The following is a 24,209-nucleotide window of genomic DNA, read 5'->3' on the forward strand; positions in this document are numbered from 1 at the left end:
TTTATCATCCCTTTTTTAAAACGGAGTTTTCTACACTCACCTGCAACTTAAACCCCGCCTAGGCGATTTCTGCCAGCCAACCAGTAATAACAGTCCTAACAATTCTGCAAAGTCTGCAAATTTCCATCTGGCAAATTTTTCGCAGTCGGTGTCGCAGTCGCAGCCGTAGTCGGTACCGGAGTCGTAGGCGAAACCGATGCCGCAGCTGCAGCCATATCTGCTGCCGCAGCCGCTACATGTGCATCCTCCTATGCAATATCTGAGGCGAAAATGCGACATCTAAGGGCGCGGTTTGCTCAGTTATACCGTAGGAGGATGCACATTTGACGCAGATGTATGCGGATATACCGCAGGAGGGATGCACAAATGCTCCCCACGCAAGCGTGGGGAGCATCTACGTTCCACTTACCCGGGTTACACGGTCCGCCGCGGGACGAACCGCGCGGGAAGCCAAGTGTTTAGAAGGACTTCGGCGGAACGGAGCGCTGGTCTTCGCCGACGTAGGCGGACAGCGGGCGAATCAGCGAGTTGTTTTCGTTTTGCTCCACGATGTGTGCGGTCCAGCCGGTGATGCGGGCCATGACGAAGATCGGGGTGAAGAACTGAATATCGAACCCGAGGATGTGGTAAGCAGGGCCGGCCGGGAAGTCCAGGTTCGGCTTGATCTTGATCGAGGTGTTTTCCTCCATGGTCTTGGCCATGATGTCGTACATCTCGATCCACTTGGTCTGGTCGTGCTGCTCGGCAAGCTCCTTGAAGGCGGCCTCCATGGTGGGAACGCGGGAGTCGCCATTCTTGTACACGCGGTGACCAAAGCCCATGACCAGGTCCTTATTAGCCAGCTTGTTCTTGGTCCACTCCTCTGCCTTGGCAGGATCGTCTACCTCGAGGAAGTTCTTCATGACGGCCTCGTTGGCGCCGCCGTGCAGCGGTCCCTTGAGCGCGCCGATGGCGGCAACGATGGCGGAGTAGGTATCAGACATCGTGGAGGTAACCACGCGTGCCGAGAAGGTGGAGGCATTGAAGGAGTGCTCGGCGTAAAGGATGAGGGACTTATCAAAGGCCTCGATATCGGCGCGATTTACCGCTGGGGAGCCTTCTTCATCGCCGAAGACCATCCACAGGAAGTTTTCGGCAAAGCCCTTCTTACGGGAAGGCTCGATGTAGCCTTCACCGCGGCGGCGACGGATGTCGAGCGCGATGATGGTGGGGATCTTCGCCATGAGTTCGAGCGCGGTACGGCGGACGTGCTCGGAGTCCCTGGTGTATTCCTCCGCGTCCTGGGCCCCGATGAAGGAAATCGCCGTGCGCAGCACGTCCATGGGGTGGCAGCTTTGTGGCATGGACATGATGAGGTCAATGAGATGGCGGTCCAGGTGACGCAATGCCTTTTCACGCGCGGAGAAACGGATGAGGGATTCTTGGCCCGGCAGCTTGCCATTCCACAAGAGGTACGCAACCTCTTCGAAGGAGCAGTAGCGGGCCAGTTCTTGGACCGGGTAGCCGCGGTAGGTCAAGGAGTTGGTCTCAGGAACGACCTTGGAAACGGCAGTTTCATCAACGACGACGCCGTAGAGGCCTTTGCGGATTTCTGGGGTTTCGTTTTTCTTATCGGACATGGTCACTGGCTCCTTAGCTTTCAAAAGTGGGTTGATAGTTGTCTTTGGAATAGGTGAATACGGACTGGTCGAACTCGTTGTATTCCTGGTAGCGGACCAGCTCATACAGGCGGGAGCGGTGCTGCATGCGCTCTAGCCACTCAGTCTGGATGCCGGTTTCCTGCAAGTCGCGCAGGAATTCTTCGGTAGCGCCCATGGCCACGCGGAAGCTGGAGACTGGCCAGATCACAGCGTTGTATCCCAAACCGTCGAGGGTTTTCGCTGATTGCAGCTCGGTTTTTCCAAACTCCGTCATATTCGCCAAAAGCGGTGTATCCACGGCGGCGCGGAACTTTTCAAAGTCCGCGGGGGAATACAGCGCCTCGGTGAAGATGAGGTCCGCGCCGGCTTCGGCATAGGCCTTGGCGCGGTCGATGGCGTCATCGATGCCATTGACACCGGCGGCATCGGTACGGGCGCAGATGATGAAATTAGGATCGCGACGCTCGTTGACGGCTGCGCTGATGCGGCGGACCATAACCTCCTTGTCCACCACTTCCTTGCCGTCGAGGTGCCCGCAACGCTTCGGGTTGACCTGGTCTTCTAGGTGGCAGCCGGCCAGCCCGGCATCCTCGAGCGCGGCGACGGTGCGGGCGGCGGACATGGGTTCGCCGAAGCCGGTATCGGCATCGACAAGCACGGGCAAGTCCGTAGCGCGCGCAATCTGCCCGGCGCGCTGGGCCACCTCGGTCAAGGTGGTCAGGCCAATATCGGGCAACCCCAAATCATTGGCCAACACCGCGCCGGATACGTAGACGCCGTCGAAGCCGCCGATGTCCTGGATAAGCCGGGCGGTCAGCGGGTTAAACGCGCCCGGCAGCGTGGTGATCGATCCGGATTCGATGGATTTACGGAAATTCGCGCGCTTTTCTGCGTTGCTGATTGTAGAACCAAATAGTCCAGCCATTAGAAGATTCCCTCCGGTTTCTCGGGCGCGGTGGCGAGGTGCTCATCGCTGACCCGCACGTTGAGTTCGGTTAGATCGGTGAGGTTTTCTAGGTCTTGCACGGCGGTGAGGAAGCGCTCTTGCTCGGCCTCGTCGACGACGCCATCGGCAAGCTTTTTGAACTTGGCGATGTACTGCTCGCGGGCGAAGGGGCGGGCGCCCAGCGGGTGGGCGTCCGCCACGGCGCGCTCATCCTCGATGACGGTGCCGTCCTTGAAGGTGATAACGGCCTTGCCGCCGAAAGCCTTTTCCTCAAGGTCGTTGGAGTGATAGCGGCGCGTCCACTCGGGATCCTCGACGGTGGAGATCTTCTGCCACAGCTCGATGGTCTCCGGGCGGTTGGAGCGCTCAGGGGAATAGGAGGTTTCGTGGTCCCAAACGCCATCCTCTAGCGCGACCGCGAAGATGTACATCACAGAGTGGTCCAGCGTTTCGCGGGAGGCGGATGGATCCATCTTTTGCGGATCGTTCGCTCCGGTACCGATGACGTAGTGGGTGTGGTGGGAGGTGTGCAGCACGATGGACTCGATATCCGCCGTCTTCAGTCCCTTATCCTCCAGCGTCTTTTTCAGCGCAAAGGCCATGTCGATGGGAGCCTGCGCCTGGTATTCCGCGGAGTGTTCCTTGGTGTAGGTATCCAGGATGGCGGTCTTGGCCTCACCGTTTTCTGGCAGGGGCACGGTGTAGGTGCGCTCTGGCGAATGCAGCATCCAGGCGATGAACCCGTCCTCGCCCTCCCAGATAGGTGCCGGGGCGCCTTCGCCGCGCATGGTGCGGTCAACGGCCTCGATGGCCATCTTGCCCGCGAAGGCTGGAGCGTAGGCCTTCCACGAGGAAATCAGGCCCTTGCGGGACTGACGGGTTGCCGTGGTGGTGTGCAGCGCCTGGCCGACTGCCTGGTAAATCGTGACCTTATCCAGGCCCAACATCGTGCCAAGCCCTGCGGCTACCGATGGCCCCAAGTGCGCCACGTGGTCGATCTTGTGCTCGTGCAGGCATATGCCTTTGACCAGGTTGACCTGGATTTCGTAGCCGGTCGCGATGCCGCGGATAAGATCGCGGCCGCTCAGCCCCTTGTGCTGCGCTGCGGCAAGAAGCGGCGGAATATTGTCTCCGGGGTGGGAATATTCGGCGGCGAGGAAGGTGTCGTGATAGTCCAACTCGCGGACCGCGGTGCCATTGGCCAGTGCGGCCCACTCCGCGGAATACGTGCCATCGATGCCGAAAATGGTGGAACCGCCCTTGTCCACGGGGTGGGCTTCTGCCATCACTCGCGCAGACGTGACGGGGCCACGGGCAACGGAGGCCATAGCTACGGCGGCGTTGTCGATGATGCGGTTGATGATCATCTCGGTGGTTTCTTCCGGGACTTCTACGGGGTCCGCGGCCACCTCGGCCACCTTGTACGCCAGGTGCTCCTCGTACGGGAAGTCCTCGGCGGATTTATGAGTGCGTACCTCATGGTTTTTCACTAGTTGCGTCCTCCTTCATCAAGAATGCGTTGCACATCACAGTAAATGCTTGCATGTGGTGCACGCTATAGGTAACGTTTGTGGAAATTAGCGGACTTCTTTTGTGAAATCTGCAAAACTTGTGATTTTCACAGCGCATGGGCAGTAAAGGAAGGGCGAGGACGCATGACCAAGCACTATGCGGGGGCACGGATTCACGCTTTGCGCAAGCAACGCGGTCTCACCCAGGTGGCGATGGCGAAGAAGTTGGGGTTATCCACGAGCTACCTCAACCAGTTGGAAAACGACCAGCGCCCGCTGACCGTGACCGTGTTAATGCAGCTAGCCCAACGCTTTACCGTGGACCCCAGCTACTTCGCCGAAGACCGCGATATCCATACGATTACCGAGCTCCGCCACATCTTCCCCGATGCCTCTGAAGAAACGCTTTCGGATCTCGCCTCCCGCTTTCCCGAGTTGATGCCGCGGTTTGTTGACGTTGCTTCGCGCGCCCCTGCCGCGGACCCCTCCCCCTTTGAAGTGGTGCGCGACTTCTTTTATGACGCGCATAACTACATCCACGAGCTCGATGTGCTCGCAGAAGAACTCGCCGGCCAGTTGGGCGATCGCGTCCTGCGCCGCGGCCGACTGGCCTCCCGCATGCACGAAGACCTGGGTGTTACCGTGCGCTTTTCCCGGCCCGGCCCCCGGCGTAGCTTCGACCCGGATACGCGCGAACTCTCGCTACGCGATGGGCTATCTGAGGCCCAATTGGTCTTTGAAATGGCCCTGCAATACTGCCTGCTGGCCTACGGCGATATCTGTGACAACCTCGTGTCTGAACTGCCCGAAGGCGAATCCCAGGACTTGGCCACCCTGGGCCTTGCGCAGTATTTCGCAGCGGCTGTCACCATGCCCTACCAGCGCTTTCTCACAATGGCAGAAGATACCCGCTACGATATCGATCTGCTGTGCAACTACTTTGGAACCGGGTTTGAAACAACGGCGCAGCGCCTCGCCACGCTCCAGCGCCCAGGGCTGAAGGGCGTGCCCTTTTCCTTCATCCGCACCGACCGTGCGGGCAATATTTCCAAGCGGCAGTCCTCTACTGCCTTTCACTTCGCGCGCTCTGGCGGATCCTGCCCCCTGTGGGTGGTCCACCGCGCCTTTGAAACCCCGAACCGCATTACCCGGCAGGTCGCGGCCATGCCGGATGGCCACGCCTACCTGTGGATCGGGCGTTTCGTGCAGGGAACGGCCAAGTCTTGGGGTACGCCGCGCAAGGAATTCGCGGTAGGCCTAGGCTGCGATATCACCCAGGCGGATCGCATCGTCTATGCCGATGCCCTGAACCTGGACATGTCCGCCGCCACCCCGATTGGCCCAGGCTGCACGGCCTGCCCCCGCGAGTTCTGTCCGCAACGCGCCCTGCCGGAGGCAGATAGACCGATCAAAGTCGAGCTCAACCGCACTGCGGAACAGGCCTACTCCACGTTCTAGGAACGAGGTTTACTCCAAGTCATCGTGGGCCACCAAGCGGCGGGCGGCCTCGGTGATGGTGCCGGACAGCGATGGGTAGACCGCGAAAGAATCTGCCAACTGGTTCACCGTGAGCTGGTTGGTCACCGCCATTGCAATGGGCAGGATGAGCTCGGAGGCGGTCGGCGCGACGATGACGCCACCGATCACGCGGCCGGAGGTAGCGCGGCAGAATAGCTTGACGAAACCGTGCTGCAGCGAGCGCATCTTCGCGCGCGGGTTGGTATTCAGCGGCATAGTAATGGCGCGGGCGGCGACCTCACCGGCCTCGATTTCGGCCTGGGTAAAGCCCACCGCCGCGATCTCCGGGCGGGTAAAGACCGCGTTAGCCACGGTCTTCAGGCGCAGCGGCGAGACGCCTTCACCGAGCGCGTGGTACATCGCCACACGGCCCTGCATTGCGGCCACGGAGGCAAGCGGGAAGAGATCGGAGCAGTCACCGGCGGCGTAGATGCCGGCAATATTGGTGCGCGAGACGCGGTCTACCTGGATGTGCCCAGACTTCGCGGTCTCCACGCCCACATTTTCCAGCTTCAAATCCTTGGTATTCGGGACGGAACCAATGGACATAATGACGTGCGAGCCGTGGATCTCGCGGCCATCCTGCGTGGTGACCAGCACGTTGCCGTCCTCGGTGCGGTTAACGGTTTCCACGCGGCAGTTCTTTTCCAGCTCCACGCCGCGCTCGCTCAGCACGGTTTCGAGGACGTCGGCGGCATCGGCATCATCGTGCGGCAAAATGCGATCGCGCGAGGCCACCATCGTGACCTTGACACCCAGCTCGGCAAAGGCGGATACGAACTCCGCACCGGTGACACCGGAACCCACCACAATCAGGTGCTCCGGCAGCTCGGTGAGGTTATAAACTTGCTGCCAGGTCAGGATGCGCTCGCCATCCGGCTGGGCGCCGGGCAAAATACGCGGGGTGGCGCCGGTAGCCACCAAAACGAGGTCTGCATCCAGCGTCTCCTCGTGGCCGTCCTCATTGAAAACCGCGGTGACCTTGTGCCCACCAAACGCATCGGCCTGCTGATCCTCCGGGAAGTGCGCGCGGCCATCGATAACGCGGGCACCCAGGGAATCCATGGTATTGCGGATATCACCGGATTGCTTAGCCGCCAAGTCCTGCACGCGCTGGTTCAGCGCGCTGATGGAAAGCTGCGCCTTGCCGATGCCCTCGTTCAGCTCCATGTCATCCGCGCGGCGCAAGTCCGTTTTAATATTAGCGCCGGCAATAAAAGACTTGGAGGGAACACAGTCCAAGACCACGCTATTGCCGCCCATGCCTTGGTCTTCGATGATGGTGATTTCCGCGCCGTACTTGGCGCCAGCCAGCGCTGCCTCGTAGCCCGCCGGGCCACCGCCGATGATGACAATTCGCTTGGTCTGGTTCAACACGCAATTGCTCCTTTATAGGCTCCACTTTTAAAGTCGCCTACGAGTCTAACCCGTAGGTAACCCCAGCGCGTTAGTCCGCCTGCGCATTCTCCCCCATAAATTGCTCGACGACGGCCCCGAAAAGCTTAATGCCCACACCAATCGCCCGCTCATCCACGATGAGATCGCCCATGTGCAGATCGTGCTGCTCCCCCTCACCGGACCAGCAACCAAGGCGCGCCATGGAACCGGGCACCTTTTCCAAATACCAGGAAAAGTCCTCCCCGCCGGAAGACTGCGGGGCCTGAACCACGGCTTGCGGGTCGATGGACTGTGCGGCAGACGCGAGCATGGCGGTCGCCACGTCATCGTTAAGCACCGGCGGCACGCCGCGGTTATAGGACAATTCGTGTTCTACCCCCACCGGCGCGAGGATCTGCTCCACCAACTCCGCGAAGAGTTCCTGCATCTGGCGCCAGATGGTGATATCGGCGGTGCGCATCGTGCCGGTCAGCAGACCGGTTTCCGGAATAGCGTTGGGGGCGTAGCCCGAATTGACCTGGCCAAAGACCAGGACCGTGCCGGTGCGCGGATCAACCCGGCGCGACAGCAGCGCCGGCAGCTCTGTAATAACCTTGCCCAGCGCATAGACCACATCCGCGGAAAGGTGCGGGCGCGAGGTATGCCCGCCCGGGCCTTTAATCTTGAGCTCCACCACGTCCGTTGCGGAGGTTATGGCCCCGGCGCGGATGCCAATGCGCCCCACGCGCAGCTTCGGCTCGGCGTGGATGGCGAAGATGGAATGCACGCCTTCTAACGCACCCCAAGAAATAACGTCGGTGGCCCCGCCGACCCACACTTCTTCCGCCGGCTGGAAGATGACGCGAACGCCCAGCTTTAGCTCATTAACCCGCTGAAAATCCGCCAGCGCGCAGGCCAGGCCGAGCGCCACGGTGGTATGTACGTCGTGGCCGCACGCGTGCATGGTCCCGGGCTTCTCAGAGGTAAACTCCAGCCCGGTCACCTCCGTGATGGGCAGGGCATCGATATCGGCGCGGAAGGCCAGGCGGCCAAGCTCCGTGTCTGGGCCGATGTCCACCATGAGACCAGTGTGCGGGAAGCGCTGCGGCTCGAGCCCATAATCCGCAAGGATATTCGCGATATAATTGGTGGTTTCCACCTCTTGGTTCGCCGTTTCCGGATTGCGGTGGATATGGCGCCGCCACGCGATGACCTCCGCACGGTGAGCATCGAACCACTCGTTAATAAACTCCGAGATCACGCGCACGCCTCCCTGTTGCTGGACTATCTCTTGGAGGCAGTCTACAACTAGACCATGCGGTTCAGTAAGTCAGGGTAGTTAGCCCCGCGCATCACTAAAGCGCCGCTGGTTGATGTAGTCCTGCGGAAAGGGCGCCACGTCTTCTACCCCGAGCACCGCGGAATCCGCTAAGTGGCCCTCCACCACGTCCCCACCGGCCGGCAAGAGGACCGCCGGCGGGATTTCTAAGGCCAACGCCAGCTTGTACACCGTGGATAATTGCGGGTCCGCCATGGTGTGTATGCCATTTTCGTTGCGTTCCAAGTTGGAGATCTGGCTGCGCGATACCCCCGAAATATCCGCAAGCACTTGCTGGGATACCCCGCGCCGCTCGCGCACGCGGCGCAGTTGTTGCGAAAATCCGTAGCCGTAGCTCGACCACATTAGTTGAATAAAACTCACGATCTTTTTCCCCCTTTTTGAAAGCCACCTTCGGGCTTTCAGGGAGAAATACTAGCTTAAAGATCGATATTGCGCGGCCCGTAGAGGCGATCGCCAGCATCGCCAAGCCCCGGCACGATATAGGCATCCGCATTGAGCTCGGGGTCAATGGCGGCGGTGACGAGGCGGACGGGAAGGCCCGATTCCTCCAGCGCATCCACGCCATTTTGCGCCGAGACCATGCAGATAGCGGTGATATCGGTAGCGCCGCGGGCGGCCAGGAGGCGCAACGCGTGCAACAAGGAACCGCCGGTGGCCAGCATGGGATCAACGACGAAGACGGTGCGCCCAGTCAGGTCTTGCGGCAGCGCCTCCAAGTACGGCACGGGTTCGTGGGTTTCTTCATCGCGCGCCATACCAATGAAGCCAACCTGAGCATCAGGAATCATCGACAGGGCGGGATCCACCATGCCGAGCCCGGCGCGAATAATGGGCACGATGATGGGCGGATCCTGCAGGCGGGTGCCTTGTGCTGTGGCAACCGGGGTTTCGCAATCGAAGTTTTCTACCGCCAATTCGCGGGAGGCTTCATATACGAGCATGGTTCCCAAGTCATTGAGCGCGGCGCGAAAAGCGGAGTTATCGCTGCGCGCATCGCGCATCAGGGTCAGGCGGGAAGCGGCAAGCGGGTGGTCTACGACGTGGATATCCATGCCCACTACTTTAAACTTTTTGGGAACCACTTGGGCCATTGGCCAGTCCAATAGAGCATGAGACCATTTCAGATCGATACCGCCCACGCCCGCCATTTAGCCCGTGACCTGCATTCAAACGCGCAAGGAGACAACCCGCCCCACCCGGCATTGCCCGAAGATCCGGCTTTTACCGGGTTCAATGAGGCCGTTCATGCCGCCTTGGACAATATTGGGGCGCGGATGACCATGCTGCGCCGCGATATGGGCCATATTGCGCAGTCTTCCTTCCAGATGTCACGCGAGGCGGAAGACTCCGATGCGGCGTTGCGCGACTCCCTCGAGGCGGCGATTTAAGTGCTTGCTACTGCCATTAAGAATATTGCCGCGCTGCAGCCCTCGCCGCTTCCCGATGTCCAGCTTCCCCGCGTCCCAGATATCTCCGCCGTACCGCCACTTGCGGATATCGCGCACGGTGACGCCTCCCAACTTATCGCCGCCGCGGATCTCCTCACCGGCGATAACGAGACCGTCTCCGCCGTACTTGGCCAGGCGCGCAGCCTTATCGCAGCGGCCGCCGGCGATATCTTCGGCATCGGCACGCAGCTCATCCGCGCCGCTGCGCCCATCGCGATGGGACTTATCTCCCTCGACCCCGCCTCTCGCGCCGCAGCACTTGCCTCACTTCGCGCCGTGATAGATGAGCATATTGGCTTGGCGATGGTCCGGGTCAGCCGACTAAAAGACGAGCTCACCAATGCCACTGCGGCCCTTTTGCCTATCTCCCAGCGCCCGGTGGAATCCGCCGTGGGCCAGCCCCAGCAAGCCATGGCTGCCGCGGCGACGCACACGGCCGTGGCCCCTCCAGCAGAACTGGCCGCTGCTCCCACACCGAACCCGCCGGCGAGTACCGAAGCTGGATCGGACGCAGGCCGGGCGGCCGTTGCCGCGGCCAAGAGCCAATTGGGCCAACCTTATACCTGGGGCGGAACAGGCAACGGCGGCTTTGACTGCTCGGGGCTTACACAATGGGCCTATTCCCAGGCAGGGGTGGATATTCCGCGCACGGCGGACCAACAGGCCATCGGCAAGCAGGTCAGCGCCGATCAGCTCCAGCCCGGCGATCTGGTGGTTTGGGATGGCCATGTGGCGATGTATTCCGGCAATGGCGAGATCGTGGAGGCCGGCGACCCCGTGCAGACTAACCCGCTGCGGACGAATAATATGGGCATGCAATTTAAGGGCTTTTGGCGGCCGACTGCCTGACAAGCGCCCGGCAATTCCGCAGGGCCGCAGGGGCGTTGGGTATGCTAAAAGGCCATGAGTACCCGTGCGATTGTGCCTATTAAGCTCTCCCTGACTGAGGGCGATTTTTATACCCTCTGGGCGCCCAAGTGGCGCGAAGGCGGCTCCGAATGGCAAGCCTTTTTGGGCGACGATGACTCCGTCTTGGTCTTTGACTCCCCCGCTGAGCTGCTGTGCTACCTGGAGTCCAATGCCAAGCATGACCTGCTAGATCACCCGCAGTGGGAACAATTTGCCGCCCGCCCAGCGCACCGCGTTACCCCAGCCAAGCGCGATGAATACGATCTCATTGGCATGCCGGAAGCCCTCGCTGGCCGCCCCGGCCACGCCAATGTCGCAACCGTGGCGCGCAACCTCGAGGTGGCATCTGCGCTTGCCGATGTCGCCGCTGCCGAACAAACCACCATCTTCTTCGCCACCCACTCCATCCTGCGCAACGTCTCCCGCGGCGCCGATCACTACTCCGGTGAGCAGGGGCTGAATGAGTGGACCGGCGTCGGACGGGTCATCTTGACCAATTGGAAGAAGGTTATCGCGGATTTGGATAAAAGCGTCCGCGTCGTTCCTAGCGATGAATTCGATGCCTCCGCTATCTCCGAGGCCGAAACCCGCATCTCCGAGGCCGCGGACGCCGCCGACGCTGCCGCCAAGGAAGCTGAAGAAAAGCGTAAGGCCGCGGCGGAAGCCGCCGACCCTTATGACGAGTCCCCTTGGGCCGCCGCCGGAATCGACCCGATTAAAATCACCGCACAGTCCAAGTCCGTCTACACGCTGCGCACCTACTTGGACGGCAAGCCCATCTTCTTAGGCAAATGGGGCGAAATCTTTACCTTCGATTCCTCCAAGACGCTGGTGCGGTGGCTCATCGATAATGATGACCACGACTTGGCGCGCGTATCCACCTGGCAGGACGTTGTCACCGCCGCCAATGCCGGTGAACTCGAGGTCCAGGTCCACCCGGATAACCAGTATTCCTTTAATGGCATCGTGCGCGATATTGAAAAGGGACCGGAAGCGGTCGACTCCGACCAACTAGCCCGCTGCTACGAGGTCTGCGCCGATGCCGCGGACTGGGCCGGGGACGATTCCATTAACTCCTATATGCTGGCGAACCCACGCTTGCAGGACTACCTCGGCTACATGCTCGGTTCCACCGAGCACGCAGGCTACGTGCCGTCGAAGCCCTATAACGAGCATGCCGAGTCCTGGAAGGGTCTTGAGAACATGCTGATTAAGCGCTTCTCCCGCTTTTAAGTTTTTACTCTGCCCTGCGGTCTACCGGCTCTAGCTACGTCAGCTGCCGGGAGCCGCCGCTAACCGAAGACCGCCCCAGTCCAACCACTCCTCATAGTGGAGCGTGGACTGGGGCGGTTGCTGCATTTTCACCCACATCTCATTCCGAATACAGTGCGGCTAAAGGTGAGAGCCGAGGTGCTCGATAAGATCTGCCAGCATTCTGCGCGATTGGGGCGCGCGCGGGCGTACCTGATCGAAGCCGTGATAGGCACCTGCATATACATCAAGTGTGGTCTCGACTCCGGCGTCCTGCAGTGCGGTAGCAAAGGCCACGGATTCATCATGAAAAAGATCGATGTCTCCCACGCCGATCCACGTGGGCGGCATCCCCGAGTGATCCGAACGCGTCACCGGCGATGCATACGGTGGCAGCGGGGTTCGTAAATGGTCCTTGCCTAAGTACATATCCCAAGCGCCGCGATTTAAATTCGGAGGACAAATAAACTGCCCCACCGCACCCTCTTTAGCAATAGTGCGGTGATCAAGCATTGGATAGACCAATCCAAGCGCTCGAATGGAATGACCTTCATCCACCGTGCGTTGGGCGAGGCCAGCGGCCAAGCCGCCGCCGGCGCTATCACCAGCGACCGCAATGCGCGAAGTATCCGCGCCTAGCAGCTCGCCGTTTTCCTGCATCCAGCGCAAAGCGGCATAGCACTCTTCCAGATCCGCAGGAAAAGGTTCCTGCGTGGATTTGTGATAGCGCGGTGCGATGACGATGGCCCCCAGCTCCGATGCGATGAGCGAAGTTTGGGGATCATGCATCGCAGGACCACCGAGCAGGTGACCTCCGCCGTGAATCCACATCACCACGGGACGTTGCTCGGCTGACGCTCCATCTTCGGGTGGAGTAATAACGCGGGCACGGAATGGTTGGTCTTTAAAAGAACAAGATAGCTCTTCGATATCCACCGGACGCCACTTCGGGCGTGCCACGTCCATATTGGCAAATAGCCTGCTCGTTCGAGCAAATCGATCGCCCGAGAGCAGGTGCAGCGGCAGGTACAGTAATGGGCTGCGAAGCTCGGGTGCAACGCTGCGCAGATAAGGACGACGGCTCTTTATATATGCCGCCGCCCCTACTACCGCGCTACCTGCAGCGAGAGCTTTCAGCACCCGCATTAAAAGTCGCGCAGGATGCGCTGTGCCAAAGGCTCAGAGGATGCCGGGTTCTGGCCAGTGTAGAGGTTGCGGTCAACCTCAACATAAGGCTGCATCGGGTCGGTCTGCTTGAAATCAGCGCCGAGCTCGCGCAGGCGGGTCTCAACAACCCACTTGGCGGCGGCGATGGTCTCCTCGCCCTCTTCGGCGTTGGTAAAGCCGGTCATGGTGTAGCCCTTAAGCGGCCAGTTGTCATTGTCCAGCGCGAGCAATGCAGCCGGTGCGTGACAGACCAGGGATAGCGCGCGGCCGGAGTCGATGCGCGCCTGCAGCAGCTTGGCGGAGTCCTGGTCATAAGCTAAGTCCTCCATCGGGCCGTGGCCGCCGGGGTAAAAGACAAGGTCGTAATCGGCTTCCTTAACATCGGCCAGGTTCAGTGGGTCTTCCAGATCTGGACCGATTTCTGCGAGGTAGTTCTCCTGCTCGGCGCGGTCGCCCTCAGACAATACCTCGAGGCTATACTCGTCTACCACGGGTGCCTTTGCGTTCGGCGTAGCAAAGTCGATATCCCAACCAGCGTTCTTAAACACGCGGTGCGGAGCGATGAGCTCCTCGGCCCAGTAACCGGTAGGACGGGCGCTGCCATCAGCCAGCGTCCACTTATCAGCGGCGGTAACAACGAATAGTGCGGAAGGCATGTCTTCCTCCTTTATGTAGATTAAGTATCTATTACTCTTCGGAAGCGTTGTCATTCAGGTTCATTGAGAACCCGGAATCTTGGAGCGACTCCTCAGTATCGGGGCCGGCAAGTTCCGGATCGGAGAGGTCCTCGTAGGCCGGAAGGACAACGGTCTCAAGGATACGCTGCCTTGTCTCTTCGGTGTCGAAAATATTTTCAATCGCCTTTACGGTGAGATCGAAAAACTCCTCCAAGCCGTATCCAAAGGTCTCACTCAAGGCGAGAAATTGGCTGCTCAGCGTGGAATCGCCGGAAGAAACGGAACAGGTAAAGCCAAGCTGCTGCAACAGCGGCAGCGGATGATCCGTCAGTTCCTCAACGTCGTCCACGGGCGAAAATACCAATGGAATGTGTCGGTCGCGGATCCATCCGGAGGCCTTGCCCGGGCGGATTCCATCGACATCGGCGGTGAAATCATCGATCATATTCACCGGGCGCAGCAAGCGGTTGACGCCGGCCTGCGCCGCGCTTTCGGTATCGGCGAAATCCTCGCCCACCGCGGTCTGGGTAGGCAGGTACTTCGCGCGGAATTCCGCCGCTGCGGCAGCGCTACCTTCCGGCAGGGTGTAGCCCGCAACGCCCGCAGTGTCCTCGGCATTAGCCGCCGGCTCTGCTGCCTCGAGGACAAACCGAACCTCAAGGTCGCCGAAGCGTTCTGCGGCCACCTCGCGTACGACCGCTGACGTATCGAAAGAATAAGCCGCGGGGTTGAGCTGCAGCTCGGCGTAGACCACGTGGTCATCGGCAAGCTGGGCACACTGCTCGCGAATATCCGCGTTCAATTCTTCTGCGGTGCTGGCCTGCGAGCGGACCGGCTCCCACAGGGATACCTTAGGAAGTTGTTCCACCACGCTCTCGGCGGAATCCTTATTTTCGGGGCTAATTAATGGTGCATCGTGCATGCGCACCATCGTAGGTATCTGCCCGAAGTTGCGCCATGCCCGCGTTCTACTTGCGCGGTTTCCTCTTTACCACTTCTGCGTTTGCGAGATCGTCGTGCGAGCCGCGCAGGTTGTTTTCCTCATTAATGGTGGTCGCGTGCACCACCGCGCCCACCAAGCCCACCAATTGCCCGATACCAGGAATCAGGTTAATTAGGCGCCACCACTGGCGCTTGGCGGACTGGCTGAGGCTGAGCTTTTCCTTCGTATCCACATCCCGCACGGTATAGCCGGCAAGAATCTTTGCCGGGCTAGCTCCCAACCAAACTTCGCTGCCCAGAACGTAGACCACCATGACGATGCAGAAAACGACAAAGGACAGGGCGTCTACATCCACGAGCTCGTCAACACCCGCGCCAAACGCACTGCTGATGCTACCGGCCAAGAAGAAATCCAAGATGCCCATGCCAATGCGCGTGCTTTGCGAAGGCCGTTCCTGTGCCTGTTGTTGGAAGGGCACCGGCGGGGCAGCGAACGACGGCGACATCTGCTGCTGCTGCGATGATGCGTGCTGACCAAATGGGTTTTGCGCGTACGGGGAGCTATATGGGCTGGGCTGGGCAAAACCCGGCGCCTGCTCCGGACCACCCTGCGGTTGATCGTGGAAGCTTTTCTGCGAGCGCGGTGCCGGAGACCACTGCCCCACCGAACTCAGCGTGCCGAGATCGCCCCACGTCGGGCGAAGGCCGGTGCGCAATGCTTCATCATATTCGGCCCTCTTTTTCGCCGAGCCCAAGATGCTGGCCGCTATGCGTAGCTGTACGCGCCGCGGCTCATCGGAGTTATATCCTTGCTGCCCGAGCTTGATATCTTTTGCTTCCAATAAAACGGAAAGCTCATCCTCGCCACCACTGCGGTCGAGGTCCCACTTTTCCTAGAAGTCTGGGGCAATATCATCGGCGTTCATAGTGTCCTATCTTAAAGGTAAAGAGCGCGGCAATCCTCACCCGTAGGGAGGATTTTTATTTCCGGCGGAAAAGCTTCGCCACACCCACGGCCGCAGCGCCCAGCGCCGCGCCCACGCCGAAGACCGCACCTGCTGGTGCGCCCTCGCGCACCTCATTGCGCACGCGAATAACGGCGGGTTCTGGAACCGGCGGGTGCGCGTACTTCAGGGATTCTGCGGTCGTCGCGGTCCATGCGGAGATATACAGCACCACGCGCCACACCAGGTACATGACAATCATCAGGACGATGACCGGGCCAAAAACCGCGCCGGCAGGGCTGCCGGTGGCAGAGGACATAATCACCGTGGACAGCTGCTTAATGGCCTCGAATGCCACCGCACCAATGGCGGCGCCGATAAAGCCGGACTTCTTAGGCACCTTCGTGCGCGGCAGGATCATAATCAGCCACCACATGACGATGAAGTTGGCGATAAGCCCCAGCAGCAGGCCACTAAAGAAGAACACGTAGCCCATGCCAGGGAAGGAATCGATGCCTAAGAGGTCAAATACCTTCTGCGTAAGCCCAGAGGAACCCGCCGCGGTCACGCTGAAGGCCACGACGAAGGCGACGATCAGGCCGATAAGGCCCAGAAGATCCGAGAACTTCTTCTTCAGGAAGGAGCCGCCGTCGTTGGCATCGATGCCCCACATGGCAGAAATGCCGATGCGCAGGTGGTTCATCCACCCCAGTCCGGACCACAGGGTGGTCAAACCACCAATACCGAACATGGCACCGCGCTGGTCGATGGCCGTATCCAAGATCTCATTGACCGATTCGCTGAGATTCCCGTCAATGGAGTCCGTGATATAGGACTGGAGATCATTGAGCAGGTCTTCGCGGTTAGCAAGGACAGCGGCGATGGTGGCCACCAGCAGCATCGCCAACGGGAAGATGGACAGCACCGAGTAATAGGTAATGCCAGCAGAAAACTGGTTGCCACCCTCTGCGGCATAGCGCTCCTGCATGCGCATGAGATGGTCAACAAAGGGCGACTTGCGCCGGACTTTATCTATCGCTCCCGGGTCATCGGCGTTCGCGCGCTCGATGCCGTAGTGGTCCGTCTTCTTAGAGGAGGATTGCGTGGTGGTGGACACGTGCTTCCCTTCTTGTTCGCACAGCGTTTATCCCGTATAGCGTAGCTGGCAAACACCCACTTGTCCCTTGGTGGGGTGGGTTAAGGGGTATCTACTACCTGCGCGGGCGGGGAAGGAAACCGACTTTTTCATAGACGGCATCGACAAGCGGCTGCGCTACTTCCTGTGCGGTCTGGGCGCCGCGCTCCAGGATGCGCTCCAGCTCGCCGCGATCCGCCATGAGCTCGTCATAGCGCTGCTTGAGCGGGGTGGTAAAGGCCTCGAGCGCCTCCGCGGTATCCACCTTCAGGTGCCCGTAGCCCTGGCCGGCGTACTTTTCCACCAAGGAGTCGACGGACTCACCAGTCAGCGCGGACTGGATGACCAGCAAGTTCGATACGCCCGGCTGGTTTTCCCGGTCGAAGGCGACTGTGCCCAGGTCATCGGTGACGGCGGACTTGATGCGCTTGGCAGAGGTTTTCGGGGCATCGAGCAGGTTGACCAAGCCCTTGGGGTTTGGGCCGGACTTAGACATCTTGGACGTCGGGTCCTGCAGGTCATAGATCTTCGCCGCGCCCTCCGGAATGAATGGTTCCGGCACGTGGAAAGTCTCGCCGTACTTGTTATTGAAGCGCTCTGCCAGATTGCGGGTGAGCTCCAAGTGCTGGCGTTGATCCTCGCCCACCGGCACGTAATCCGGCGAGTACAGCAGGATATCGGCAGCCATCAGGATGGGGTAGGTAAAAAGGCCCACCGAGGTGCGATCGGCGCCGCGCTTGGCGGATTTATCCTTGAACTGCGTCATGCGGGAGGCCTCACCAAAGCCGGTCAGGCACTGGAATACCCAGGTCAGCTCCGCATGGGCGGGCACGTGGGACTGGACGAAGAGGGTGGACTTCTCCGGGTCGATGCCCAGCGCGATGAGCTGTGCTGCACCGGCCATGGTGCGGTTGCGCAGTTCCTCCGGATTCTGCTCCACGGTAATCGCGTGCAAATCCGGGATGAAGTAAAAGGCATCGTAGCCTTCCTGCAAGTCGATCCACTGCTTGAGCGCTCCCAGGTAATTTCCCAAATGATAGGAATCAGCGGTGGGCTGAATGCCGGAAAGTACGCGGGATGCGGAATTAGATGCAGTGGAATCAGTCATGTCAGGTAATATTACTCCGTCATTTTTGCTTGTTGATTGGCCGCCCCAAGATGCTGCGCGGCGTCATCAAAAATCGAGACCAGCCGGACACCTCGGGTAACGTGCGGCGTCCACGAGGTATCGATCACGTCATCGAGGTTGTCATCCTCCAGCGAGGCGACATACGCCTTGACCTGCTCCAATGCTTCCTGGGTATAGCTGCGGAGCTTGCCGATGTCCTGCGTGGTTACCGCACGCGCTTCCTCCGCCGATTGGCCATAGCCCATGGCATCCGGCAGGTCGAGGTCGTAGCGCTGCCACAGCTCTTCTTCCCCAGTCAGCTGCGCAAGCTGCAGGTCTGCCATGCGGCCGGTGTGCCACAGCAGCCACGTGATCGAATTCGGATGATCACCAAAGTGCGCATTGGCGGTCTCGTTGCTGAGCTCCGGCAATGCAGCGAGCGCATCGAGCGGGCGTTGCGCCATGTCCGTGAGGAGATCGATAGCCTTCATCCTTGGACCGGCCCCTTAGACCTTGCGGGAGGTAGGGCTGACGATATCCATGAAAATGGCGAAACCGGTCACCATGAAGGCACCGCCGACGCCCATGAGGACGATGGGGCCGAGGAAGGCGAAGGACGGTCCGACAGCAGTCCACCACCAGATGCTCAGGGCGAGGATTACGGCGCCAAGGACAAAAGGAATAATTGCGCGAGCCATGAACTTTCTCCGTTGCAGATTTCGAAATTTTTAACGTGTTAATACTAGCACTACTGCTTGTGCTTGGGGGTCCTTTGCCTGCCCACATCCTCCTTGTTGAAGGTCCATTGCTGCTGCACATCCACTCCCCTCGCCCCAGGCGAGTGCTTGCCACTGGGGCGGGTAATCGATGAGTGAACAGTCGGCCGTGCAATCCGGTTGCTATTTAACTCTTCGAGGCTTAGCGGGGAGGAAAAATCGCTTGCGGTGCGCTTGCTGCGGCCCAGCGGCCGGGTGATGGGGCTGGCGTAGCGGGTGGCTGCACCCGCCTTCCGCTTGGCACGACGGGCGCCATCGCGCACGATGCGCGCCGATAGCCGCAGGCGCGGATCCATCTGCTGCTCACCATCGCGGTATTCAAAGACGGGCAGGCCCGTCTTGAAGTAGATGGCCGCAAGGCGCGCGGCAAAGCAGACCAAGGCAGTAATAATCGCCGTGGGTTCCTCCGATAGCCCGGCGCGCAAGAGGATCATGTAGAGCCCGGCCGCAAGGATCGAGATGGCCGCATAAAACTCGCCGGAAAATACCAGCGGAATGCGGTCCGAAAGCAGATCGCGCAGCACACCGCCGAAGACGCCGGAAATGACTGCAGATACCGAGGCGATGATGAAGCCGTAACCCAAGTGTGCGGCAATCTGGGTGCCCAGCACGGAAAAGACCGCCAGCCCCAAGGCATCGAGAATGAGGAAGAGGTGGCGGAAATAGTGCATGAGGAAGGACATGCCCACCGTGACGATGGCGGCAGCGATGACGATGACCAGATAGATGGGGTGTTCTACCCAGGTCAGAGGCGGATCCGCCAGCACGATATCGCGGACGGTGCCACCGCCTAGTGCGGTAATGGCGGCGATCATCGTCACGCCGAAAAGGTCGAGTTTTTGCCGGCCGGCCGATAGCGCAGCCGTCATGGACTCGGCGGTAATGCCGATGACGTACAGGACGCTAAATAGCGGCGACATCAGACGTATTCCACCAGCAGTGGCGAGTGATCGGACCAGCGCTGCTCTACGGTCGGGGCCTTATCCACCCAGGTGCGCTGCGCGCGATCGAGCAGCGGCTGAGTTGCGGCTTGGTAGTCGATGCGCCAGCCTGCATCGTTATTGAAGGCTTGGCCGCGATAGGTCCACCAGGTATAGGGGCCGTCGGCCTCTGGGTGGAGCCGGCGCGCCACGTCGAACCACTGCGGCGCGGTGGCCGGCTCCCACGGGGTGGTGCCCGCGTAGTCCACGACGCCGAGCCACTCGCCCAGGTTCTTTTTCTCCTGCGGCGCCTCATCCGGAAAGCTGCCGAAGATATGGTCCATAAAGGCGCGCTCTTCTGGCAGGTGGCCGGCCTTCTTCTCGTTGGCCTTATTATTCTTCAAATCCTGGGCACGGTGGCAGATATTCCAGTCACCGCCGATGACCATGTCCTTATCGGCGTTTTCTGCCAGCACGGAATCGAATTCATCCAAGAAGCGGTACTTTTCATCCAGCTTCGGCGAATCGGTATCGCCGGAAGGCAGATACAGCGAGGCCACGCGGATATCGCGGGTGGTAGCGGCAATCCAGCGGCCGGCATCGGTAAAGGAGCCGAAGCCGATTTCGACATCGGCAAGCGGCGTGCGAGAGAGGATGCCTACTCCGGCGCGGCCCTTGGCGGCGGCATCGGCAAGCTCCAAGTGCCAGCCTGCTTCCAGGGCGGGTGCCAGGGCCTTTCTGGCTTGATCCGGGGTGGCGCGTACCTCTTGCATCAGCACGATATCGGCCGGGGTTTGTTCCAACCAGGCATTCATGCCGGGGTTGTTTTCGTTGCGCTGCTTGCACGCGGCGCGGATTCCATTGACGTTGACGCTAGCGATGGTAAGGCTCATGGTGCTCCAGAATATAGGCGTGTGCGGTGGTACTTCTAGCTGCGGCCTGCAAGGCGTTTTTTATCCCACATTGTTATCGCCCACACAACGCAACCCGCGGCCGCCAAACCGGCGCCCGCCAGCGCCGGGGCGGAATAGCCCAGACCCGCGCCGACGACAATGCCGCCGATGGTCGCACCGGCTGCATTCGCGATATTGAGCGCGGACTGGTTGAGCGCGGCGGATAAGGTCTGGGCATCGCCTGCCACGTGGACCAAACGCAGCTGCAGCGACGGCACCAACGTGGAACCCATAAACGCCACCATGCCAAAGCAAATGGTGGCGGGGATGGCGTGGCTGGAGAGGAAATAGAAGGCCGTAAGAATGATGATCAGGCTGGCCAGGGCGAAGATGATCCCGAATTCGAGATTGCGGTCCGCCAACCAACCGCCGAAGGCATTGCCTATCGTCATGCCAATGCCGTAGGCCATGAGCACGACCCAAATCAGGCTATCGCTCAGGCCAGCGACCTCGGTCATGGTCCAGGAGATATAGGTGTAGACGGAGAACATGCCGCCGAAACCCACCACGCCCATGATGACGGTGAGCCACACCTGGCTGTTTTTAAAGGCATCGAACTCGGTGCGGATATCGGTCTGTTTCATCTCCGTCATGTGCGGCATGAGGAAGAACAGGGCCACGGCGGTAATAAGACCGATGACCACAACCACTAGGTATGCCGCGTGCCACCCCAGCGCGGAACCCAGGGCCTGTGCCGCGGGCACGCCGATAACCGTGGCGATGGCAAGCCCCATGCCCACAAAAGCCATGGCCTTGCCGCGCCCGCCGGGAGGGGCCATCGACGCCGCGGACAGGTTAGCCACGGAGAAGTACGCTCCGTGGGGCATGCCGGCGATGAATCGAGCCACCATGAGCACCCAGTAATTCGGCGCGAGGACCGAGAGCAGGTTGCCCACCACCAAAAAGCCGATGAGCAAGAGGATGAGGCGGCGGCGCGGGAGCTTGCCGGTAAAGGCCGCAATCAGGGGCGCACCGACCACTACACCGAGTGCGTAGGTGGTAATCAGCGTGGAGGCGGTATCCTCAGAAACCCCGAAATCCTCCGCGATCAGCGGTAGCAGGCCCATCGAGACGAACTCGGTAGTACCGATAGCAAACGCACCAAGGGCCATCGCCACCATGACGATGGTGCGGCGCGCAGTAGAAATCTCCGTCTGGCGGGGCAAAGGCCGACGGTGAATGCGGTGTTCATGGGCGCTGCGCGGGCTTAACTGATCGATAATTTTCACGAGGGGCGACGATACACCCCACCTGCGGATAAAGCATGTTCAGGGCGTGGACAGGTGAAGAGATTTACCCAGCGCATGGCCCCGTGACCGATGCCACCCAGCCCCGGAATGTACCGAGCGCTCCACATGGAGCGGACAAAATCGGTAATCTGGTCACCTGAAGAAATTTTCCCACATTTAATAGGAGAATCATGGCTAAGATTACGTGGACCCGTACCGATGAGGCGCCGCTTCTGGCGACCTACTCCCTCAAGCCCATCGTGGAGGCCTTCGCTTCCACCGCGGGCATTGACGTAGAAACCCGCGATATTTCCCTGGCTGCCCGCATCGCCGCGCAGTTCCCAGAGCGCCTCACCGAGGACCAGAAGGTGGAAGACGCCCTGGCTGAGCTGGGCAAGATGGCCAAGACCCCAGAGGCTAATATCATCAAGCTGCCGAATATTTCGGCTTCCCTGGTGCAGCTGAAGAAGGCCATCGCTGAGCTGCAGGCCGCCGGCTACGACCTGCCTGATTACCCGGATAACCCGTCCACCGACGAGGAAAAGGACATCGCGGCCCGCTACGATTCCGTCAAGGGCTCCGCTGTTAACCCCGTCCTGCGTGAGGGTAACTCCGACCGCCGCGCGCCGGAGGCCGTAAAGACCTTTGTTAAGAAGCACCCGCACCGCATGGGCGAGTGGTCCAAGGATTCCAAGACCAACGTCGCCACCATGGACGATAACGACTTCCGTCACAACGAGAAGTCCGTCATCATCCCCGAGGAAGATACCCTGTCCATCGTGCTGAAGACCGCTGACGGCGAGCAGACCCTGCTGCCGGAGCTGCCGGTTCTTAAGGACGAGGTCATCGACGGCACCTTCATGTCCGCCAAGGCCCTCGATGAGTTCCTGCTGCAGCAGGTCAAGCGCGCCAAGGAAGAGGGCGTGCTCTTCTCCACCCACCTGAAGGCCACCATGATGAAGGTCTCTGACCCCATCCTCTTCGGCCACGTCGTGCGCACCTACTTCGCCGATGTCTTTGATAAGTACGGCGACGAGCTCATCTCCGCCGGCCTCAACGGCGAAAACGGCTTGGGCTCCATCCTGGAAGGCTTGGACAAGCTCGACAATGGCGAGGAAATCAAGGCAGCCTTCGAATCCGCGCTTGCCGATGGCCCCGATCTCGCCATGGTCAACTCCCACAAGGGCATCACCAACCTGCACGTGCCTTCCGATGTCATCATTGACGCCTCCATGCCGGCCATGATCCGCACCTCCGGCCACATGTGGAACAAGAACGACGAGGAGCAAGACACCCTCGCCGTTATCCCGGACTCCTCCTACGCCGGCGTGTACCAGGCCGTCATCGAAGACTGCAAGGAAAACGGCGCCTTTGACCCCACCACCATGGGTACCGTGCCAAACGTCGGCCTGATGGCTAAGAAGGCCGAGGAGTACGGCTCCCACAACAAGACCTTCAAGGTGCCCGCAGCCGGCACCGTTGAGGTCCGCAACTCCAAGGGCGAGGTGCTCATCGAGCACGACGTCGAGGCCGGCGATATCTGGCGCGCCTGCCAGACCAAGGACGAGCCGATCCAGGACTGGGTTAAGCTCGCCGTCAACCGCGCGCGCCTGTCCGGTATGAAGACCATCTTCTGGCTCGACCCGGAGCGCGGCCACGACCGCAATATCCAGTCCCTGGTGGAAAAGTACCTCAAGGACCACGACACCGAGGGCTTGGACATCGAGATCCAGGATCCGGTCACCGCTACCAAGACCTCCATCGAGCGCATCCGCCGCGGCGAGGACACCATCTCCGTGACCGGTAACGTGCTGCGTGACTACAACACGGACCTCTTCCCTATCCTCGAGCTGGGTACCTCCGCAAAGATGCTGTCCGTGGTTCCGCTGATGGCAGGCGGCGGCCTCTTCGAGACCGGTGCCGGCGGCTCCGCCCCGAAGCACGTCCAGCAGGTACAGGAAGAAAACCACCTGCGCTGGGACTCCCTCGGTGAGTTCTTGGCGCTGGCCGAGTCCTTCCGCCACGAGAACCAGACCAACGGCAACGAAAAGGCCGGCGTGCTGGCCACCACCCTGGACAAGGCCACCGAGCGCCTGCTGAACGAGGGCAAGTCCCCATCCCGCAAGGCGGGCGAGAACGACAACCGCGGTTCCCACTTCTTCCTGGCTACCTTCTGGGCCGAGGAGCTGGCTAACCAGACCGAGGATGCCGATCTCGCGGCCGCCTTCAAGGACGTTGCCTCCGAGCTTTCCGGCAAGGCCGATGAGATTTCCCAGGCTCTTATCGATGCCCAGGGTGATCCCGCCGACCTCGGCGGCTACTACTGGCCCAACGACGAGAAGACCTCCTCTGTCATGCGGCCTGTCGCACAGTTCAACGAGATCATCGATGGCCTGAAGAAGTAGTTCTTTCTACC

Annotated in this window: 23 protein-coding genes; 5 read left to right on the top strand and 18 right to left on the bottom strand. The window is 60.4% G+C overall.

Annotated features, from left to right (window positions below; all coding sequences use genetic code 11):
- Positions 1-458 precede the first annotated feature (458 nt).
- The 3 genes from ABRP95_RS04145 to prpD are packed head-to-tail and all read right to left on the bottom strand — an operon-like array spanning position 459 to position 4,076.
- Positions 459-1,619 carry a bifunctional 2-methylcitrate synthase/citrate synthase gene (locus tag ABRP95_RS04145; RefSeq protein WP_284796211.1) on the bottom strand — a complete coding sequence of 387 codons (1,161 nt, stop codon included), beginning with the start codon at positions 1,617-1,619 and terminating at the stop codon, positions 459-461.
- 13 nt (positions 1,620-1,632) lie between these two features.
- On the bottom strand, positions 1,633-2,565 hold the full coding sequence (prpB, locus tag ABRP95_RS04150) for a methylisocitrate lyase (RefSeq protein WP_284770104.1): 933 nt from the start codon (positions 2,563-2,565) through the stop codon (positions 1,633-1,635).
- Entirely contained in the window at positions 2,565-4,076 is a 1,512-nt protein-coding gene (prpD, locus tag ABRP95_RS04155; protein ID WP_284781851.1) for a 2-methylcitrate dehydratase PrpD, read from the bottom strand. The genes prpB and prpD overlap by 1 nt, the downstream gene beginning before the upstream one ends.
- Positions 4,077-4,241: 165 nt before the next feature.
- On the opposite strand from prpD, the gene ABRP95_RS04160 reads away from it, so the two are divergent.
- The gene (locus ABRP95_RS04160; protein WP_284781852.1) at positions 4,242-5,555 is read left to right on the top strand and encodes a short-chain fatty acyl-CoA regulator family protein; all 1,314 of its coding nucleotides are present in this window, start codon (positions 4,242-4,244) and stop codon (positions 5,553-5,555) included.
- Positions 5,556-5,564: 9 nt separating this feature from the next.
- On the opposite strand, the gene ABRP95_RS04165 is transcribed toward ABRP95_RS04160, so the two are convergent.
- From ABRP95_RS04165 to upp, 4 genes are all read right to left on the bottom strand, one after another.
- The gene (locus ABRP95_RS04165; RefSeq protein ID WP_005281545.1) at positions 5,565-6,992 is read right to left on the bottom strand and encodes an NAD(P)H-quinone dehydrogenase; all 1,428 of its coding nucleotides are present in this window, start codon (positions 6,990-6,992) and stop codon (positions 5,565-5,567) included.
- A 70-nt stretch (positions 6,993-7,062) separates the two neighbouring features.
- The gene (locus tag ABRP95_RS04170; RefSeq protein WP_284781961.1) at positions 7,063-8,253 is read right to left on the bottom strand and encodes a M20 family metallopeptidase; all 1,191 of its coding nucleotides are present in this window, start codon (positions 8,251-8,253) and stop codon (positions 7,063-7,065) included.
- A gap of 78 nt (positions 8,254-8,331) precedes the next feature.
- Positions 8,332-8,694 carry a helix-turn-helix domain-containing protein gene (locus ABRP95_RS04175; RefSeq protein WP_284781855.1) on the bottom strand — a complete coding sequence of 121 codons (363 nt, stop codon included), beginning with the start codon at positions 8,692-8,694 and terminating at the stop codon, positions 8,332-8,334.
- Between the two features lie 56 nt (positions 8,695-8,750).
- Positions 8,751-9,386 carry a uracil phosphoribosyltransferase gene (gene upp, locus ABRP95_RS04180; RefSeq protein WP_284770107.1) on the bottom strand — a complete coding sequence of 212 codons (636 nt, stop codon included), beginning with the start codon at positions 9,384-9,386 and terminating at the stop codon, positions 8,751-8,753.
- Between the two features lie 57 nt (positions 9,387-9,443).
- Here upp and ABRP95_RS04185 point away from each other — a divergent pair, with 57 nt between their 5' ends.
- From ABRP95_RS04185 to ABRP95_RS04195, 3 genes are read left to right on the top strand one after another with little or no spacing between them, the layout of a single operon-like run.
- Positions 9,444-9,722: a chemotaxis protein gene (locus ABRP95_RS04185; protein ID WP_284849866.1), complete on the top strand. Its 279-nt coding sequence runs from the start codon at positions 9,444-9,446 to the stop codon at positions 9,720-9,722.
- A complete protein-coding gene (locus tag ABRP95_RS04190) occupies positions 9,723-10,631 on the top strand; it encodes a C40 family peptidase (protein ID WP_284849865.1) in 909 nt (302 codons plus the stop codon).
- Between the two features lie 54 nt (positions 10,632-10,685).
- Entirely contained in the window at positions 10,686-11,924 is a 1,239-nt protein-coding gene (locus ABRP95_RS04195; protein WP_284864446.1) for a SatS C-terminal domain-containing protein, read from the top strand.
- A 159-nt stretch (positions 11,925-12,083) separates the two neighbouring features.
- Here the strand turns inward: ABRP95_RS04195 and ABRP95_RS04200 are convergent, their stop codons facing one another.
- From ABRP95_RS04200 to ABRP95_RS04250, 11 genes are all read right to left on the bottom strand, one after another.
- Positions 12,084-12,908 (bottom strand): alpha/beta hydrolase fold domain-containing protein, encoded by an 825-nt coding sequence (locus ABRP95_RS04200; RefSeq protein ID WP_349838156.1) that lies wholly within the window; start codon positions 12,906-12,908, stop codon positions 12,084-12,086.
- A gap of 179 nt (positions 12,909-13,087) precedes the next feature.
- Positions 13,088-13,765, bottom strand: a complete 678-nt coding sequence (locus ABRP95_RS04205) for a type 1 glutamine amidotransferase domain-containing protein (RefSeq protein ID WP_023030183.1) — start codon at positions 13,763-13,765, stop codon at positions 13,088-13,090.
- Positions 13,766-13,796: 31 nt separating this feature from the next.
- Positions 13,797-14,717, bottom strand: coding sequence for an amidohydrolase family protein (locus ABRP95_RS04210; protein WP_284849862.1), 921 nt, complete (start codon positions 14,715-14,717; stop codon positions 13,797-13,799).
- Positions 14,718-14,754: 37 nt separating this feature from the next.
- Positions 14,755-15,570: an RDD family protein gene (locus ABRP95_RS04215; RefSeq protein ID WP_349838991.1), complete on the bottom strand. Its 816-nt coding sequence runs from the start codon at positions 15,568-15,570 to the stop codon at positions 14,755-14,757.
- A 139-nt stretch (positions 15,571-15,709) separates the two neighbouring features.
- Positions 15,710-16,789, bottom strand: a complete 1,080-nt coding sequence (locus tag ABRP95_RS04220; RefSeq protein WP_284781867.1) for a YhjD/YihY/BrkB family envelope integrity protein — start codon at positions 16,787-16,789, stop codon at positions 15,710-15,712.
- 94 nt (positions 16,790-16,883) lie between these two features.
- Positions 16,884-17,915, bottom strand: a complete 1,032-nt coding sequence (gene trpS / locus ABRP95_RS04225) for a tryptophan--tRNA ligase (RefSeq protein ID WP_284770117.1) — start codon at positions 17,913-17,915, stop codon at positions 16,884-16,886.
- Positions 17,916-17,926: 11 nt separating this feature from the next.
- Positions 17,927-18,406 (bottom strand): DinB family protein, encoded by a 480-nt coding sequence (locus tag ABRP95_RS04230; protein WP_284770118.1) that lies wholly within the window; start codon positions 18,404-18,406, stop codon positions 17,927-17,929.
- A 15-nt stretch (positions 18,407-18,421) separates the two neighbouring features.
- Positions 18,422-18,613, bottom strand: coding sequence for a hypothetical protein (locus ABRP95_RS04235; RefSeq protein ID WP_023025362.1), 192 nt, complete (start codon positions 18,611-18,613; stop codon positions 18,422-18,424).
- 50 nt (positions 18,614-18,663) lie between these two features.
- Positions 18,664-19,611 carry a trimeric intracellular cation channel family protein gene (locus ABRP95_RS04240; protein ID WP_284784435.1) on the bottom strand — a complete coding sequence of 316 codons (948 nt, stop codon included), beginning with the start codon at positions 19,609-19,611 and terminating at the stop codon, positions 18,664-18,666.
- Positions 19,611-20,504 (bottom strand): exodeoxyribonuclease III, encoded by an 894-nt coding sequence (locus ABRP95_RS04245; protein ID WP_284784433.1) that lies wholly within the window; start codon positions 20,502-20,504, stop codon positions 19,611-19,613. The genes ABRP95_RS04240 and ABRP95_RS04245 overlap by 1 nt, the downstream gene beginning before the upstream one ends.
- 35 nt (positions 20,505-20,539) lie before the next feature.
- Positions 20,540-21,793, bottom strand: coding sequence for an MFS transporter (locus tag ABRP95_RS04250; RefSeq protein ID WP_284784431.1), 1,254 nt, complete (start codon positions 21,791-21,793; stop codon positions 20,540-20,542).
- Between the two features lie 191 nt (positions 21,794-21,984).
- On the opposite strand from ABRP95_RS04250, the gene ABRP95_RS04255 reads away from it, so the two are divergent.
- Positions 21,985-24,198: an NADP-dependent isocitrate dehydrogenase gene (locus ABRP95_RS04255; RefSeq protein WP_349838992.1), complete on the top strand. Its 2,214-nt coding sequence runs from the start codon at positions 21,985-21,987 to the stop codon at positions 24,196-24,198.
- Positions 24,199-24,209 lie beyond the last annotated feature (11 nt).

The organism is Corynebacterium sp. KPL2895, from assembly GCF_040225815.1.
Classification (GTDB): domain Bacteria; phylum Actinomycetota; class Actinomycetes; order Mycobacteriales; family Mycobacteriaceae; genus Corynebacterium; species Corynebacterium rhinophilum.